Raw genomic sequence first — 16,654 nt, forward strand, 5'->3', positions numbered from 1 at the left:
CCGGAATTCGGCGTGAACGTGAACGTCTTGCCTTCCACGTCCACCACCATCTTGCCGGTCTCCGTCGTCAGCTCCCATTTGCCTTCGGCGTTCTTGGACATCTCCTGGCCGTCCAGCGTCAGGTAACCTTCGCCGTCCGCGCCGAAGTCGACGTCCACCGTGCCGGTGATCTGATCACCTTCCTTCACATACTCGGAAGATGCCTGCGCACTGATGCTCGGCACGTCGTCCTCGATGGTCAGCGTCAGGTCGGCATTCACGTTCTGACCCATATTGTCCGTGAAGGTTACGTCGATGTCGTAGCTCTTTTCTGACGTCAGAGCTTCGCCGTTCTTATGAACAGCCGCCGTATCCTGCACAAAGCTGTACTCCAGCTTGCCGCTCGCGGTATCGTACTTCAGGTTCAGCGTGCCTTCAGCCAGTTCGATATCCTTGCCGCCTTCGGCTGTAAGCTCGGACAGACTGACCTGCTGATCCACTCCGTCGATCGTCACCTTCACGCTGGTCTCGTTTTCCATCGTGACCGTCAGGCTGCCGGAGTCGGTGGACTTGCCGCTTTCCGCGATTTCGGCATCTTCCGTCACCAGACGACCGTCGTCCTCACCCAGATCGATACCGGGCTTGTCCACGATGTCCACGGCTACCGTCACGGCATCGGCCGCGGGGTCACCGTCGGAATCGTACACCTGGAACGTAAAGTCCTGGGCATCCTTCACTCCGGAATTCGGCGTGAACGTGAACGTCTTGCCTTCCACGTCCACCACCATCTTGCCGGTCTCCGTCGTCAGCTCCCACTTCCCGGTCTCGGGATTCTTGGTCATCTTCTCGCCGTCCAGCGTCAGATAACCTTCGCCGTCCGCACCGAAGTCGACGTCCACCTCGCCGGTGATCGGATCGCCTTCCTTCACATACTCGGAAGATACCTGCGCACTGATGCTCGGCACGTCGTCGGTAATGACCACGGTCACCACGCCGGAACCCGTGGAACCGTCGGTATCCGTCACCGTCACCACCAGGTCGTGGGCGATGCTGTCCTGCCCGTCTTCGCTGTGTTCCTGCGTGGACTGCGTAAGATGATAGGTATAGTCCAGTCTGCCGGTGGCGGCATTGAAGCCCGTCACTTCCAGATAGCCTTCGTCCGTGGACACGGTGTTGCCCGTGAGTCCGCCGTCAAAAACCAGCACGCCGCCGATGACGATGGTGGAGACGCCGTCCTGGGCGTCGATGATCATGGCGCCGGAGGCCGTGGCGCTGCCCCCGCCGCGAAGATCGCTTTCCTGCACCTTCAGCACGTCGCGCTCGGCGCCGGCAGGAGCGCCGCCGTCATGCGGGTTGTCGGGATTGTCGATGACGGGAATGTCGCCAAGGTCGCCGGGATCGACGGGCGTGAGGGTCACGTCATAGTCGATGTCCGTCCCTGCGGCCGCGCCTTCCGGATTGGGATTCACATCGCCGCCAGGCCAGCCCACGTCCAGACCGCCCAGACGATCCAGACCTCCCAGAAGGTCGGCATTCACATATTCATGAAAACGGTTGCCGTTTCCGCCCTGTCCCGCATTTCCGGCAGGACCTGCGGCAGGCATGAGATCAGGCTCGTTCATGGCCATGAAGAAGTCTTCACCCGCGATCTCGGCGCCGTCCACCTCGAAGGAAGGCATATTATCCTTGGAATAGGTGGTGTAAAAGTCCTCAAGGCGGATGGTGGCGCCATCTTCAAAGCTCAGCAGCAGATCGTCGCCGTCGCGGGACAACGTGGCTTCGCCGGTGGAGAAATCAAAGATGAAATGCCCTTCCGGCGTGCTGGGAATGTTCTGTGCAGTATTGGGAGCAGGCTTGGCAAGGCGTATGTCGGCCATATTACTCTCCTGTAGGTAAGGTATCGGCAATGTTCAACGGAAAAATAAGGAAAACGGCACGGCCGGAATCTCCCGACCCCGAAGCGCAAAAGCCCCGCACCGGCATGACGCCGGAACAGGGCCTACAGAGGAATTTTTCGGAAAAAGCGCATAAAAAAACCTGCCGTCGCAAAGGGTTGATACAAAGGCGCAAACGCCTTCAAGCCCCGGATTCTGGCAGGAACTCTACGATTCTCCATCAATGAGATATCGATGATCCTTCTATATCTGTTTTCCCCCCTTCTGTCAACGCATCGGCCCTGTTCACGGAGAAACGCCAGGCGTGTGGAAACACTGTTCCCGATGACGGCATACAATTTGATATAAAAATCACAATACAGGCATCCTCTCGAAGGTAAAAATCAACCCATTGAAAAAACAAGGCTTTCATCATTCTTTTCCGTTTTTTTCCGCCGGGGAGAAAATACCGGAAAACTATCGGAAAATAGTATTTTTAATAAAATATATCAGTATATTAAATAAAATATTCTTTTCCGTCCCACGCTCAGTCGTTATTAAAAATTCAATATCCATTGTTTCTTTTTACGCTTGCATGATGATACTTGCGAAGAATTTTTATTTTTTATAAGCATATAATGACAGATATATTCAGATACGCCTCAAGGAACATATCTGTTGCGCTGATCACTTTAATTTCATGGGGGAATGTCATGGCGTGGACTCAAGTCTATGATCCCGTTGTCAACGAGGTCGTCTCCGCATGTATCGCGGCCATACCGCTCATCATCCTGCTCTACATGCTGGCCATAAAACGAGCCAAGGGGCATATCGCCGCACTGGCGGGCCTTGCCTCGGCGTTTATCATTGCCATCATCGTATGGCGCATGCCCATTGTCACGGCCATAAGCTCCGTGGGACTCGGCATAGCCAACGGCCTCTTCCCCATCATCTGGATCGTCATCACGGCCGTGTGGGTCTACAACATGACCGTGGAATCGGGCGAATTTGAGATCATCAAGGATTCCCTGGCCAGAGTAACGCCGGACCGTCGCCTTCAGACCATCTTCATCGCCTTCGCCTTCGGTTCCTTCCTGGAAGGTACCGCCGGCTTCGGTACGCCCGTGGCCATCACGGCGGCCATGCTCGCCGGGCTCGGCTTCAACCCCATCTACGGCGCGGGGCTCTGCCTCATCGCCAACACCGCGCCCGTGGCCTTCGGCGCCATCGGTGCACCCGTGCTCACCGCCGCCAGCGTTTCCGGCATGGATCCCAACCTCATCAGCCAGGTGGCGGCGCGTCAGCTTCCTCTGCTTGCCATCATCATTCCCTTCTGGCTCAGCATCGTCATGTGCGGCTTCCGCCGTTCCATGGAAATTCTGCCCGCCATTCTCGTGGCAGGCGTCTGCTTCGCCGGGGCGCAGTTCATCTTCGCCAACTATCACGGCCCCACCCTCCCGGACATCATGTCGGCCATAGCCACCATCGTGGGCCTGCTCGTGCTGCTGCGCTTCTGGAAGCCCGCCTCCATTTTCCGCTTTGCGGAAGACCCGGCCGTAAGCACCGAAGGCCACGGCTATTCCGGCAAGGTCGTGCTGCGCGCCTGGGGGCCCTACCTCATCCTCGCCGTCATGGTCTTTCTGTGGGGCCTGCCCCAGTTCAAGGCCGTGCTGAACAGTATTTCCGCGCCCAGCTTTGCCTGGCCGCTGCTTGACGGCATGGTCAACCGTGCCGCTCCCATTGTGGCTTCGGAATCGCCCTATGCCGCCATCTTCACCTTCGGCTGGGTTTCCGCAGGCGGCACCGCCATTCTGCTTTCCGGCTTCATCGCCGTGCCTCTCATGCCCGGCTATTCCTACGGCAAGGCCGTAAAGTGCTTCTTCACCACCCTGCACCAGCTGCGCTTCCCCATCCTCACCATCGCCAGCGTGCTCGGCCTGGCCTTCCTCATGAACTATGCCGGCATGAGCTCCACCCTGGGCCTTGCCTTCACCAAGACCGGCAGCTTCTTCCCCTTCTTTGCTCCGCTCATCGGCTGGCTCGGCGTGTTCCTCACCGGTTCCGACACCTCTTCCAACGCCCTGTTCTGCAGCATGCAGCACACCACCGCCACCGCCGTGGGTATTCCGCCCGAACTCGCCGTGGCCTCCAACGCCGTGGGCGGCGTCACCGGCAAGATGATCTCTCCCCAGTCCATCAGCGTGGCCACCTCCGCCACCAACATGGTGGGACAGGAAGGCAACCTGTTCCGCTTCGCTCTGGGGCACAGCATAGCGCTTACGCTCATTCTCTGCATTCTCGCCTACTGCCAGGCGGGATTCCTGAGCTGGATGCTTCCGTAAGAAGGAAGACGGGAACCGCATGAAGCTTCATGCGGGCCTTGCGGGAACCGTTCCGGGGGGTCGGGCGGTTCCCGCTCTTCTTTTCTGAAAGGGCTGTGATCAGGCTCTCTTGCTTCCGGCGCATCCTGCGGCTATACTGCCCGTCGTATTTCATTCTTACGGGGCTTGCCATGGAATTTACGGAAAAGGAACAGGCCATACTGCGCATCGTGCAGAAGAACATTCCCGATACGCTCACCCCTTACGCGGACATAGCCGCCTCCGCAGGATGCACGGAAGAAGAGGTGCTGGAACTCATTTCCCGCCTCAAGGCATCGGGCGCCATACGCCGCTTCGGTGCCAGCATCAAACATCAGCGCACGGGCTGGGCGCACAATGCCATGGTGGCCTGGATCGTCTCCCCGGAAAAGGTGGAGGATGCCGGAAACAAGGCTGCCGAACACCCGCGCATATCCCACTGTTATTACCGCCCCAGCCCTTACCCGGCATGGCCCTATACCTTCTACACCATGATTCACGGCAAAAGCGAACAGGACTGCCTGGATGTGGTGGAGGAACTGCGCCGCACCACGCCTCTTCATGACTGCATGGTGCTGGAAAGCCTGAAAGAACTGAAAAAAATCTCCATGACGTACTTTGCGTAGCCGCAACAGGAGCACACCATGAATACCCAGCGTTCCCAAGAACTTTTCGCTCGCGCCCAGCAGATCATCCCCGGCGGCGTGAACAGCCCCGTGCGCGCCTGCCGCAACGTACACGCCGACCCGCTGTTCATTGCCGAAGCCAGAGGCTCCCGCCTCATCACCGCCGACGGCGGGCAGTTCATCGACTTTCTCGGCTCCTGGGGCCCCATGCTGGTGGGCCATGCCCACCCGGAAGTGACGGAAGCCATCTGCCGCGCGGCCTCGCGGGGCACAAGCTACGGCGCGCCCTGTGAGGATGAGGTGCGCCTTGCCGAAGAAGTATGTTCCGCCCTGCCCTCCGTGGAAATGGTGCGCATGGTGAACTCCGGCACCGAAGCCACCATGAGCGCCCTGCGCCTCGCCCGCGGCGTGACCGGCCGCGACAAGATGATCAAGTTCATCGGCGGTTATCACGGCCACGGCGACGCGTTTCTTGCCAGCGCCGGTTCCGGCGTGGCCACCTTCTCCATTCCCGGAACGCCCGGCGTGCCCGCAAGCACCGTGGCCGACACCCTGCTTGCTCCCTACAACGACCTTGAGGCCGTCAAGGCCCTGTTCGAGGCCTGGCCGGACCAGATAGCCGCCCTTTTTGTGGAACCTGTGGCCGGCAACATGGGACTCATGCTGCCTCAGCCCGGTTTCCTGGAAGGCCTGCGGGAACTGTGCACGAAGTATGGGGCGCTTCTGGTGTTCGACGAAGTCATCACCGGCTTCCGCCTCTCCTACGGCGGAGCGCAGGAACGCTTCAACATCATGCCCGACCTCACCACCTTCGGCAAAATCATCGGCGGCGGCCTGCCCGTAGGCGCATACGGCGGCAGGGCCGACATCATGCGCCACATCGCGCCTGAAGGCGAGGTCTACCAGGCCGGAACACTGTCGGGCAATCCCCTCGCCATGGCCGCAGGCCTTGCCACGCTGAACATCCTCAAGCATGCCGACTACGCGGGCCTCGAAGCGCGTGTGGACGCCTTTGTCACGGAACTGGAACGTATTCTGCGCGAAAAGGGCGTGCCCGTACAGATTCCGCACATCGCCTCCCTGTTCACCGTGTACTTCACCAACGCTCCTCTCCGGGATTTCGCCAGCGTGCAGACCACCGACCAGAAGCTGTTTGAAAGCTTCTACAAGCAGATGCGCGAACAGGGCATCTTCATGGCGCCCTCGGCCTTTGAAGCCAACATGCTTTCCTTCGCCCACAGCGACAACGACTTCGCCCGCGCCCTGGAAGCCGCGCGCCATGTGAAGTTCTGAGAGTTCCCGCGCCCGGCCCGCGCGTACCGAAGCCTCCGCTTCCGCATGCCGCGGGCAGGGCAAAGCCCCGGCGCATGGTCATGCTGAAGGGAACATGCCCCCGCTTCTTTCCCGCGGCGCTGCGCTCCGGAATCTCTTCCGGAACACAGCGCCCGGCTTATTCCTCATCTCACGGGGAGTGACGCCATGAAAGGACTGCTGTTTTTCCTCATCGTCTTTGCCGTTCTTTTCCTGACGCTCGGAAGGCGCGACGGCACGAAGCGGAACCAGAAGAGCCCGGCACTCATCCTGCTTGCCGCAGCCGGTGCAGGGCTCGCCTTCCTGCTGCTGCATCACCTGCATCACTTCTGAGCGCCCTTTCCAAGGCATGAAAAAAGACCGGAAAACTGCACGTTTTCCGGTCTTTTTTCGTATCTGTCAGCGTTTCGCCTTTTTTCTGGTGGAGTGCCGTTTGTCGGCCGCCGCCGACTTTCTGGACGGGGAACGACTCTTCTTCACCTTCTTGGACGTATAGGACGATGATTTCTTGAGCTGCGCAGCCTGCTTCTTGGAAACGCCCAGTTCCGCAATGGCGCTGCTCTTTTTCTTGGATACGGCGGAAAAGCCGGCATTGAGCAGGCGGCGGGCCTCCGCCGCGCGCACGCCCGTATTGGGCGCGCCCAGAATGACGGCAATGAGCTTGTGGCCGTTTCTGCGGGCCGTGGCAATGATGTTGTATCCCGCCGCCGTGACCCAGCCCGTTTTCAGCCCGTCCAGCCCCGGATAGTTCCCCACCAGAGGGTTATGATTGGGCTCCTTGTGGCCGCGATGGGTGACGGAGCGTGCAAGGTGGTACCGCCTTGCTATGGGGTAATGGGACTGATAGGCGCGGGCCAGCCTGAGCATGTCGCGCGCCGTGGTGACCTGCCCCTTGGCAGGCAGGCCGTGCACATTGACGAAGCGGGTGCTCTTCATGCCGAGTCGCCTTGCCAGCGAGTTCATGCGGGACACGAAAGCCGAGGTGGAACCCGCCACATGCTCGGCCACGGCAACACTGGCATCGTTGCCCGAAGCCACGGCCATGCCGTAGAACAGCTTGTCGAGAGTAAGCTTTTCCCCGGCGCGCAGCCCGAAGCGGGAACCGCCGGTGCGGGCCGCCTTGGCGCTCACCTTCACCGTATTGTTGTAGTCGGCCTTTCTGGCGCTGATGGCGTTCATGGCCACATACATGGAAATGACCTTCGTCAGGGAGGCGGGGGGAATCTTCATGTCCGCCCGCTGCTCGTACAGAATGCGCCCAGTGGTCACATCCATGAGAATGGCGCTCTTGGCATTGATGGGCCCTGCCAGCGCGGGTACGGCGCTGAAAAGACAGCAGATCAGAAAAAGAACGACGGCAAGGCGGAACGGTGAGGGAAGGCGACGCATGAACATGATGATTCCTGAGAGGTGGATTTGCGCCTTCCAGACTGCGGCTTCCGAGGAAACGGAGATGGGCGGCACGGCTGCCCGGAGGCTCCCGGACAGAGGTGTGGCGAACACCTTGTGAATTTTTTAGACAATTTTTCTTCCGGCGGCAAGCCCGCAACCCTTTTCTGAAACAATTAACCCGTGAAATTCCGTCCGGCAGAACACCCCGGAGAAAAAAGCGGCCCTGCTGCAAGACACGCCTGCATGAACAGCCCGCCGCGCCCTCCGGCTGCACGAAGTAAGCCGGCGCTCCCTCCCCGATGTGCCTCCGGCAGGGCCGGACGCTCGGGAAGAACAGCTCTGAAGGCCCGGCCGGAACATGCGGCGCACCGCCCGGAGAGACAAGAAAGGCCGCCCCGGAGGAGCGGCCTTTCTCTGCTCAGACAGAGCGGAATTATTCCATGCCCATGGCTTTTTTCACCTTGTCGAACAGGCCGGACTTGCCCTGTTCCTCAGACAGGCGTTCAAACTCCCGGAGCAGCTTTTCCTGCTCGGCGGAAAGCCTGGTGGGCGTTTTCACCACAATGCGGATAAGCAGATCGCCGGTGCGCTTTTCGCCGGGATATTTGAGCCCCTTGCCGCGAATCTGGAAGACCTTGCCGTTCTGCGTACCCTTGGGAATGTCGAGGTCGAGGGTTTCGCCCTCGTTGATGCTGGGAATCTGGATGCGGGTGCCCAGAGCAGCCTGCGGGAAGGTGATGGTGGCGGTATAGATGAGGTCCTGCTCTTCACGTTCAAAGACATCGTCTTCCTCAACATGAAGGACCACATACAGATCGCCGGGAGGCCCGCCGTGCACACCCATTTCCCCTTCGCCGCGCAGACGCAGGCGCGCGCCGTCGTACACGCCGGCGGGAATACGCACCGAAAGCTCACGCACGGTTTCCACAATGCCTTCCCCCTTGCAGCGGGGGCAGGGCTTGGGAATGGTGAAGCCCTTTCCGTGGCAGGCGGGGCAGGGCTGCACGAACTGCATGAAACCCTGACGTATGGCCACCTGACCGGTGCCGCCGCACTTCTTGCAGGTCTCGCGCGCGGAACCCTTGGCCGCGCCGGAACCGTTGCAGTCCGGGCAGGAGACATGGCGGGGAATCTTGATGGCCTTTTCTATGCCCTTGGCGGCTTCGCGGAAGGAAATGGTCAGATTGTAGCGCAGATCATCGCCCTGCTGGGGGCGCGGCCCGCGGGAACGGCTGCCGCCGAAACCGAAGAGGTCGCCGAACACATCGCCGAACTGGGCGAAGATGTCCTCCGCACTGTTGAATCCCGCCCCGCCCATGCCGGGTTCGGCGGTGCCGAAACGGTCGTAGTTGGCACGGCGTTCGGGGTTGCGCAGCACATCATAGGCTTCGGCGGCTTCCTTGAACTTCTGCTCCGCCTCGGGATTGTTCGGATTATGGTCGGGATGATACTTGAGCGCCAGCTTGCGGTAGGCGTGCTTGATCTCTTCATCCGAAGCATCCCTGGAGACGCCCAGAATTTCGTAATAATCGCGCTTGCTCATGGGATTGTTCCGAAAAACAGGGCTTAATCGTCAAGATCGGGCGTGGTTTCGCCCTCCACAGGAGTATAGAAGCGCTTGTCTTCGGGCAGCACCTTGCCGGCGGCAATTTCGCGCAGGGCCGTCACCACTTCCTTGTTCTTGCTGTCCACCAGAGGTTCGTAGCCTTCGCGGAACTGGCGCACACGCTTGATGGCCATCTGCACAAGCAGAAAACGGTTGTCGACGCGGCGCTGGCAATCTTCTACGGTAATACGGGCCATGAAATGCCTCCAGAAAGTTTATCCGGATAAGCCGGGTGATGTCGGAACAGAGATAAGGACCGGGCCCTGAACAGGACACCGGGAGAAAATCAAACTTGCGGCATTATGCCGAACCATTTTTTTTATCTGAGGCTTCATGTATTGTCAACATGTTAAGCACATACCCCGTGGGGAAGGCTCCCCACGGGGAAAAACACGCCGCTCAGGCTTATTTTCTGCGCTTGCCGAAGCGGTGCACGGGGCGTTCGGGTTCCGTGCGGATGGCGAAGAAATCGTCGGGTGCGCCGTGGAATCCGTCGTGCTCCTTATGCGCCTCAGGGCCGTGCGGCGCATGGTGAGCACGGAAGGAACGGTCCTCCTCGTCATGGAAGCGGGAAGGCTTTCTCCCCTCCTCGAAACGGGGACGGGACGGACGGAAGGGCTTTTCCCCACCGCGGCGGGAGAAGCGGCGCTCTTCGCCTTCCTCAAAGGAAGGACGCCGCCTGCGGGCAAAGCCTTCTTCGTGTTCCTCACGGGCAAAGCGGCCGCGCCGTTCCTCATACCTGTTCTCACGGGCAGGGGCATCCTCACGACGGAAGCGATCCTCCCTGCCGGGACGGAAGGGCCGCCCTTCGCGGGAAGGACGCTCCTCATCACCGAACCGACCGCTCCTGTTCTCATCACGGAAGCGGGGCCGCGCGGGACGGAAGGGTCTTTCTTCCCCTCCGCGGCGGGAGAAGCGACGCTCCTCCCCTTCCTCAAACGCAGGCTCTCTTCTGCGGAAAGGACGCTCTTCCCCGCTGAAGGGGGCGTCGGCCTCCTGTTCAAAACGCTTTCTGCTGGAGCGGAAGGCCTTTTTAAAGCCATGGTCGCGTGCAAAAGCGCCGTCCTCTCTGTTCCGCTCATCGCCGTGGAAGGAACGTTCCTTACGCCACGCACCGGCCTCACGGCGGCCATGACCACGGAATTCCTTCTTTTCCTCACCGGAATCGTCATCCCCCCAGGCGTCGGAGGCATAGCGGAGCCTGCGTTTCAGCTCTTCATCATCCCTGCGGGGACGAAAGCCCTTTCTTCCGGCAAAGGCGCGGCGGCCCGTGCGGCGTTCACCGCCTTCCTTCTCTTCAGCGTTCCTCGACGCACGGTCATCACGCTTGCGGCGGAAGGGACGACGCCCTTCCTCGTCTTCCTTTTTATATTCCAAGTCTATCTCCAGTCGGCCGACATGCACGCCGGCAAGTTTTACGGTCACTCTCTGTCCCAGGCGGAAGGTTTCGCCGCTGTGCTCGCCGCGGAGTTCCTGCCTGTCTTCATCAAACACATAATAATCCCGGCCCAGGGTTTCCACCCGCACCATGCCTTCCACGGGCATGCCGTCGAGTTCCACAAAAAAGCCGAAATTCATGACGCCGCTGATGACGCCTCCGAAATATTCCCCGGTACGCCCCTGAAGCAGCAGGCAGCCCATACGCCGGTTGATTTCCCGTTCCGCGTCGACGGCGGCCCGCTCCCTGCCGTTGCACTGTTCCGCCACTTCCAGCAGCTTGTGACCGGCGGGAATGGCCCCGCCCGTATCGAGGCCGAGAACATAGCGCAGAGCCCGATGGTTCACAAGGTCGGCATAACGCCGTATGGGGGAGGTGAAATGGCAGTAGCAGGCCGAAGCAAGGCCGAAATGCCCGTCTTCTTCCGGGGAATAGCGCGCCTGCATCATGGAACGCAGGGTAAGGCGGTTCACGATGAAGGCCTGATCCGTATCCGCCGCCGCTTCCAGCACATGGGGAAGCCATACGGGCGTCGTCGCCTTTGCCGCGCGCGGCAGGGGCAGGTCGGCATCCGTACCCCGCAGGACGTGATACAGCTCTTCCAGCCTGTCCGGCCCCGGAGAAGGATGCACGCGGTACAGGAAGGGGGCGTTGTGCCGGGTCAGAAACTCGGCCACGGCCTCATTGGCGCGTACCATGAACGCTTCGATGAGGCGGTGACTGAACAGCCGTTCGCGGTTGTGTATGCCCGTCACGCGGGCGCTTCCACCCACGCGCTCCACCACGAACTCCGCCTCCGGCAGGTCGAAATCCAGCCCTCCCTGTCTGTGACGGCGCTCCATGAGCACCCCGGCCAGTTCCGCGGCCTCCTCCAGCATGGCGGGCACGCCCGGGGCACGCTCCTCCATGGTGCGCGCGGCCTCGCCTTCCGGATCATCCAGCGCGGCCTGCACTTCGCGGTAGGTCAGGCGCGCGCGGGACATCATCACCGCATTGGAAAAATGCGTCTCCACCAGGTTTCCCTGCTCATCCAGCGTCATATCCACGGCCATGCAGCGCCGCCTTTCCTGCGGGCGCAGGCTGCATACGCCGTTGCACAACGCTTCCGGCAGCATGGGTTCCACAGACAGGGGAAAATAATACGAGTTGCCGCGCTCGCGCGCCTCCCTGTCCAGCGCCGTTCTGGGGCGCACATAATGCGATACGTCGGCAATGGCCACAAGCAGACGCCAGCCCTCCGCCGTGCGGCTCACACATACGGCGTCGTCAAAATCGCGGGCATCCTCTCCGTCTATGGTGACCAGCATTTCTCCGCAGAGGTCGGCAAGACCTTCCATGTCCCCGTCTGCAGCCGCCGCTTCCGCCTCGGCCACGACATTGTCGGGAAATTCCATGGGAATGCCGTTGTTCAGCTTGGTGAAACGCTCCTGCACCTCGGCATCGTTCTCCTGTCCCAGGGAAGCAAGGGCACGGCCCGACCACAGGGGACGGTTCCCGCCCTCTTCCAGCTTCTCTCCCACGGCAATGCGCAGAAGCTCCTGCTCCTCGGGCTCTGCCTCCAAGGCGGAAATGTCGGCGATCACGTCAAAACTGAGGCGGGAATCCGCCGGGCGGCATACTGCCGTGTGTTCCGCACTTCCCTTCCGCAGCACGCGGGCCACAATTTCCGTCTGCCCGCGCTGCACCACGCCGATCACCCGGCCTTCCGGCCCCTTGTGCGAACCGCGCTTCACGGGCAGAAGCATGACTTCCACGGTATCGCCGTTCCAGGCGTCGCCCACATGCTCGGGAGCGATGTAGACATCCTGTCCCGCTCTTGCAGGGGCATCCTCAGGCGTGACAAAGGCCGCGCCGGAGCGCTGTACGGAAAGAATGCCGCGTCGCGTCTTCAGATTTCCTGCAGGAACCCAGCTGCCGCCCTCAAGGCGTACCAGCCGCCCCTCACGGGCAAGGCCATGCAGTTCTTCCAGAATGTCGCGCTTGAGCCTGCGGGAAAATGCGCCGAGGCGCAGAATATCGTCGAGCCGCAGGGGGCGGCCCGCCTGTTCGAGCACAGCGAAAAGCTGCTCTGCCGTTACCGTATCCACTCTTTGTTTCATGTCTTGATCCTGTGCCCCGCGATGCATGACCGCAGACGGGGCGAAATGTCAGCGCACTATGCCGCCTGCCGCGACAGACGGCTATCCAGCCAGGCTTCCCACCAGGAGGCAAAATCCACGGCAGGTTCTTCCCCTGCGCCCAGGGAAGCAAAGAAACGGGCCGAAACTTCCAGAGAAAAACAGGGAAGCGGCAGATCGAGCGCCGCAAGCTTCACGGCGTCCTTGCCTGTACAGACCACGGGCAGGCCGAGGTTGCGGAGCGAATCCGCCTCTCTGCGAAAATCATGATGATCTGGAAAGGCCAGCACCTTTTCCGGGGCACGGCCCAGAAAGGATACCGCCGTGTGCAGCGCCTGCGAAGGATCGCCTATGCCGCACAGAAAGGCATAGGGCCCTTCCACGGCCGAAGCGCCTGCAAAGGGGGCGTCAGAAGCCGGGTCCTTCCCCACAGGGCGCAGGCCCGAAGGCTCCATGCAGAAGGCGAACACCGGCCGGGGAAAAGGCCTGAGGCGCTCCCTGAGCGCAGGCACAAGTTCCGGCCACTCCGGAACTTCCATCTTGATGAGGAAGGCCCCCGCGTCGTGCAGCGCCGATACCGGTTCGCGCCAGCTCCCGGCGGGAATGATTCTGTTCCAGTTGGAGGGCGGACGCCCCGGCGCAGGACGGAAGCGCACGTCGTCCTTGTCGAGAAGCACAAGGTCGAGGTCCCGCCCGGTGGAAACATGCTGGAAACCGTCATCCAGCAGAAAAAAATCCGGCGGACATTCCTTTTCCAGAACTCGCCCCGCACGACTGCGGTCGGGATCCACCATGACCACGGCCTCGGGGTGCCGCATGGCCAGCATGAGAGGCTCATCCCCGCATTCCGAAGCAGGCATGCCCGCTTCCACACGCAGGGGCAGGCGGGAAGGATGCGCGCCGTAACCACGGGTGAGCACGGCTGCACGCAGGCCTTTTTCCCTGGCATGGGAAAGCAGCCAGTCCGTCACCGGAGTCTTGCCCGTGCCGCCCCAGGAAATATTGCCTACGGACACGCAGGGGCGCGAAGGCTTCCACACTCCTTCGCCGCGCCGCGCGCGGGCACGCCTGCAGCGGCCGCCGAAACCGTAGAGCACGGAAAGGGGCAGAAAAAGCGGAGCAAACACATTCTGGAGGGGATGACGTTTCGCCATGACAGCACCGGCAGAAGCATGAATGGTGACCGGGGAATCCCCTGCCGGAAATTCCGGCGACGACTCTTCTCAAAAACGCCGTGTTCCGTGAGACGGCAAAAAACGGAGAATTACGCCCGCCCGCCTTCAGGGCGCTGAACGGGCACATAATCAATGACGGATTCCTGATCCGTCCTTTCCAGCTTGAAGATCACGGGCCTGAGTCCGTCATTGCAGCTGCATATGGCCACGCCCGGAGTTCTTATCCAGTCTCCGTAATAAAAAAGCTCATCGCCTGAACCGTGAGCCAGAGCGAACACATACTGATAGATGGCCTTCCAGGCTTCGTCACAGAAATGCTCCGGCTTTGCGTAGTCGGCATAAAACACCTGCCCCGCCTTCATCATGGGGCAGGGGCCGAGCCCCTTTGCGCCGTATTCCCGGGCAAGTTCCTCGTCAAACGTCGTTTTCAGCACGGTGATTCTGACTTTCTTCATGGCGATGCGCTCTGGGGAAATAAAAAAGGGCCGGCCTTACACCGGCCCCGGAAGGCTGGGAAAGGGGCCGCAGGCTACTGCGGCCCTCCGGAAATCAGCTGTTGCGGTTGCCGAACAGGCGCAGCAGGAACAGGAACATGTTGATGAAGTCGAGGTACAGGGTAAGCGCACCGAGCAGAGCGCCGCGGCGGATGGCAAGGCGGTCGTCCACGGGAGCGCTTTCGCCCATCATGCGGAGCTTCTGGGTATCAAAAGCAGTGAGACCGGTGAAGATGACCACGCCGAGCACGCTGATGGTGAGATCCACGGCGGTGTTGCCGAGGAACATGTTCACAAGGCTCGCCAGCAGAATACCCCACAGGCCCATCATGAGGAAGCTGCCCATGCCGGAAAGATCACGCTTGGTGACCATGCCGAACACGCTCATGCCGCCGAACATGCCTGCGGTGACAATGAAGGCCTGAGCTACGGAAGCACCGGTGTACACCAGAAGCACCGGGCCGAGGAACACGCCCATGAGCGCGGAATACAGCAGGAAGAGACCTGTGGCCGTACCCGAGGAAAGCACATGGATTCTGGCCGTGATGTACATGGACAGACCGATAATGGCCACCATGAGCAGAATCATCATGATGGTGTTGGTGAACAGGAACTGCATGATGGCCATGTTGGACGCGGTAAACACCGCCGCAAAGGCGGTGACGCCGAGAGCCACGGTCATCCACAGATAAACCTGCTGCATGTAAACGGCGACATTGGAGCGGCTGTAGCTTTGCACCTGGTCGCGAGAAGTATCACTCATGAAACATTCCTCCCGAAGGGGTTGATGACATGGTTCACCGCAAAAATCTGCGGATTCATTTTGACAATAAGGCTTCTTCTCCCATAATGCAAGACGGCGGGGGAGAAGAATATGCCGAGGCTTGACGGACGCGCCTCTTTTTCCTATTTTTTCCGGCGGAGGCGTCTCGTAACCGGTGTTGCGCCTGGTCTTCAAAACCAGTGTCAGGCTGAGAGGTCTGAGGTAGGTTCGACTCCTATACGCTTCCGCCATCATTCCCGTCATAAAGCCCCATAAAGCTGCTAAGGCCTTGTGGGGCTTTGCTTTTATCTTGTTTAATTCTCATGCCCTCACATGCCGTCCACAGGGATACCAGCAACGTGCTGGTTTAATCGCTGGTATCTTTTTCATGAGGGACAACAGGAAAACCGGAGATATCCGTACGGCAAAGGGGAAGCCCCGCGCCGGATTTTCTGCCGGAAGCGGTACCCGGCCCGCCCCTGCGGCCTCCCGGAACAGAAAATCGCCGGAGCCGGACTTTCCGACCCGGCGGAATGCGGCAGACAAAACTCATGCCGCGTTCTTCCCCACTCCCTTCCCGGAAAACATCTTCTTCAAGAAAGCGGCCTCTGACGCTCTTCCCTTCCCCGAAACGCAGAGCACCATCCGCACCGGGCCTCCGATGCGGAACGCTGCGTACTTTGTCCTCAGTCAGCCGTCCGGGCCCGCATAAGGAAAGCACAGGGCCGCGCCCGCATCCCGGAAATGTCCTTCCTCCCCCGGGCCGTCAGCACGCAGAAAGTATGATCCGGGAAAAGTGCGGCATCCCCCTCAGGAAAAGGCTGCCGTACAAGGCTCCGAAGCCTGAAAACAGATTCTGCGCAGAAGTATCCCCGGCACTGAAAACTGCGTCCACGCCGCCGTACAGGCAGGAAAAACAGCCGTTACGAGGGACATGAAGGACAGAAGAAAGCCTGTTCCTGCTGGTCACGCTCTGGAGCGCTCCTGCCCCCCTGTGCCGGGCATTGAGAGCCTTTTCCCTTTCCCCCACATCATCCCAGAGAAAAAAGCATTCCCAGCGCCCACTCCCTCCGCCGGAAGCGCGCGGAACGCGCGTGAGCGCAGGCAAAAACAGCAGAATTCAGGTGGCGGAAACCGTGCTCTGCCCGGAGAGCAGAAAAACTTCCAGAGGCTCGCCCACGGCACAGGGAAAAAACTGGCCATGGAAAAGGAAGCTGACCAGATGCGCCGGATCGCCCCACGACACCGGAAAGAAAAAACGCCCTGCCCGTGCTGCATGGCCGGAGTGAAGGCGATTTCCCAAATTTTTCGCGTCACGCCTCAGGCAGGGAGAACGCCGATGCCCGGCGGAATACTCCAGAAGAAATATTCGATTCCCCGGGAAACTCCGCCCAAGCAGGAAGTACGGCAGGCCGTATCTTCCGGCAGAAAGTTTCCCCCCTCAGGAAAGCCCCCAGGACAAGACAGAAGGAAAAGTCCCCTGAAAAAATATGGCAGGAGGAAGGAAAGTTCCCATGAA

Annotated in this window: 12 protein-coding genes, 1 tRNA gene and 1 pseudogene; 6 read left to right on the top strand and 8 right to left on the bottom strand. The window is 60.4% G+C overall.

What is annotated here, in order from left to right; all coding sequences use genetic code 11:
- Positions 1 to 1,856 (bottom strand): annotated as a pseudogene (locus Q0K07_RS10600) (hypothetical protein); the annotation flags it as partial.
- 710 nt (positions 1,857 to 2,566) lie between these two features.
- Here Q0K07_RS10600 and Q0K07_RS10605 point away from each other — a divergent pair.
- The 4 genes from Q0K07_RS10605 (at position 2,567) to Q0K07_RS10620 (ending at position 6,483) form a co-directional block, all read left to right on the top strand.
- A complete protein-coding gene (locus Q0K07_RS10605) occupies positions 2,567 to 4,195 on the top strand; it encodes an L-lactate permease (RefSeq protein ID WP_294559064.1) in 1,629 nt (542 codons plus the stop codon).
- Positions 4,196 to 4,365: 170 nt separating this feature from the next.
- Positions 4,366 to 4,839 (top strand): siroheme decarboxylase subunit beta, encoded by a 474-nt coding sequence (locus Q0K07_RS10610; RefSeq protein ID WP_294559066.1) that lies wholly within the window; start codon positions 4,366 to 4,368, stop codon positions 4,837 to 4,839.
- An 18-nt stretch (positions 4,840 to 4,857) separates the two neighbouring features.
- The gene (gene hemL, locus Q0K07_RS10615) at positions 4,858 to 6,132 is read left to right on the top strand and encodes a glutamate-1-semialdehyde 2,1-aminomutase (protein ID WP_294559068.1); all 1,275 of its coding nucleotides are present in this window, start codon (positions 4,858 to 4,860) and stop codon (positions 6,130 to 6,132) included.
- 186 nt (positions 6,133 to 6,318) lie between these two features.
- A complete protein-coding gene (locus Q0K07_RS10620; RefSeq protein ID WP_294559070.1) occupies positions 6,319 to 6,483 on the top strand; it encodes a hypothetical protein in 165 nt (54 codons plus the stop codon).
- A gap of 66 nt (positions 6,484 to 6,549) precedes the next feature.
- On the opposite strand, the gene Q0K07_RS10625 is transcribed toward Q0K07_RS10620, so the two are convergent.
- The 7 genes from Q0K07_RS10625 to Q0K07_RS10655 all read right to left on the bottom strand — a co-directional run bounded on the left by Q0K07_RS10625 (position 6,550) and on the right by Q0K07_RS10655 (position 15,135).
- A complete protein-coding gene (locus Q0K07_RS10625; protein ID WP_294559072.1) occupies positions 6,550 to 7,545 on the bottom strand; it encodes a D-alanyl-D-alanine carboxypeptidase family protein in 996 nt (331 codons plus the stop codon).
- A gap of 430 nt (positions 7,546 to 7,975) precedes the next feature.
- Positions 7,976 to 9,085 (bottom strand): molecular chaperone DnaJ, encoded by a 1,110-nt coding sequence (dnaJ, locus tag Q0K07_RS10630; RefSeq protein WP_294559074.1) that lies wholly within the window; start codon positions 9,083 to 9,085, stop codon positions 7,976 to 7,978.
- Positions 9,086 to 9,108: 23 nt separating this feature from the next.
- Positions 9,109 to 9,345: a DNA-directed RNA polymerase subunit omega gene (rpoZ, locus tag Q0K07_RS10635; RefSeq protein ID WP_077072023.1), complete on the bottom strand. Its 237-nt coding sequence runs from the start codon at positions 9,343 to 9,345 to the stop codon at positions 9,109 to 9,111.
- A 208-nt stretch (positions 9,346 to 9,553) separates the two neighbouring features.
- Positions 9,554 to 12,685, bottom strand: coding sequence for a ribonuclease R (gene rnr / locus Q0K07_RS10640; RefSeq protein ID WP_294559076.1), 3,132 nt, complete (start codon positions 12,683 to 12,685; stop codon positions 9,554 to 9,556).
- 56 nt (positions 12,686 to 12,741) lie between these two features.
- Positions 12,742 to 13,857, bottom strand: a complete 1,116-nt coding sequence (gene lpxK / locus Q0K07_RS10645) for a tetraacyldisaccharide 4'-kinase (protein ID WP_294559078.1) — start codon at positions 13,855 to 13,857, stop codon at positions 12,742 to 12,744.
- A gap of 110 nt (positions 13,858 to 13,967) precedes the next feature.
- Positions 13,968 to 14,333: a TIGR04076 family protein gene (locus tag Q0K07_RS10650; RefSeq protein WP_294559080.1), complete on the bottom strand. Its 366-nt coding sequence runs from the start codon at positions 14,331 to 14,333 to the stop codon at positions 13,968 to 13,970.
- A gap of 94 nt (positions 14,334 to 14,427) precedes the next feature.
- Positions 14,428 to 15,135: a Bax inhibitor-1/YccA family protein gene (locus Q0K07_RS10655; RefSeq protein WP_294559083.1), complete on the bottom strand. Its 708-nt coding sequence runs from the start codon at positions 15,133 to 15,135 to the stop codon at positions 14,428 to 14,430.
- 157 nt (positions 15,136 to 15,292) lie between these two features.
- Here Q0K07_RS10655 and Q0K07_RS10660 point away from each other — a divergent pair.
- Positions 15,293 to 15,386: transfer RNA gene (locus Q0K07_RS10660), tRNA-Sec, on the top strand.
- Between the two features lie 683 nt (positions 15,387 to 16,069).
- Positions 16,070 to 16,654 (top strand): hypothetical protein (locus Q0K07_RS10665; protein ID WP_294559085.1); only part of this gene is annotated, 585 nt, incomplete at its 3' end.

The organism is uncultured Mailhella sp. (genome assembly GCF_944324615.1).
Lineage (GTDB): Bacteria > Desulfobacterota > Desulfovibrionia > Desulfovibrionales > Desulfovibrionaceae > Mailhella.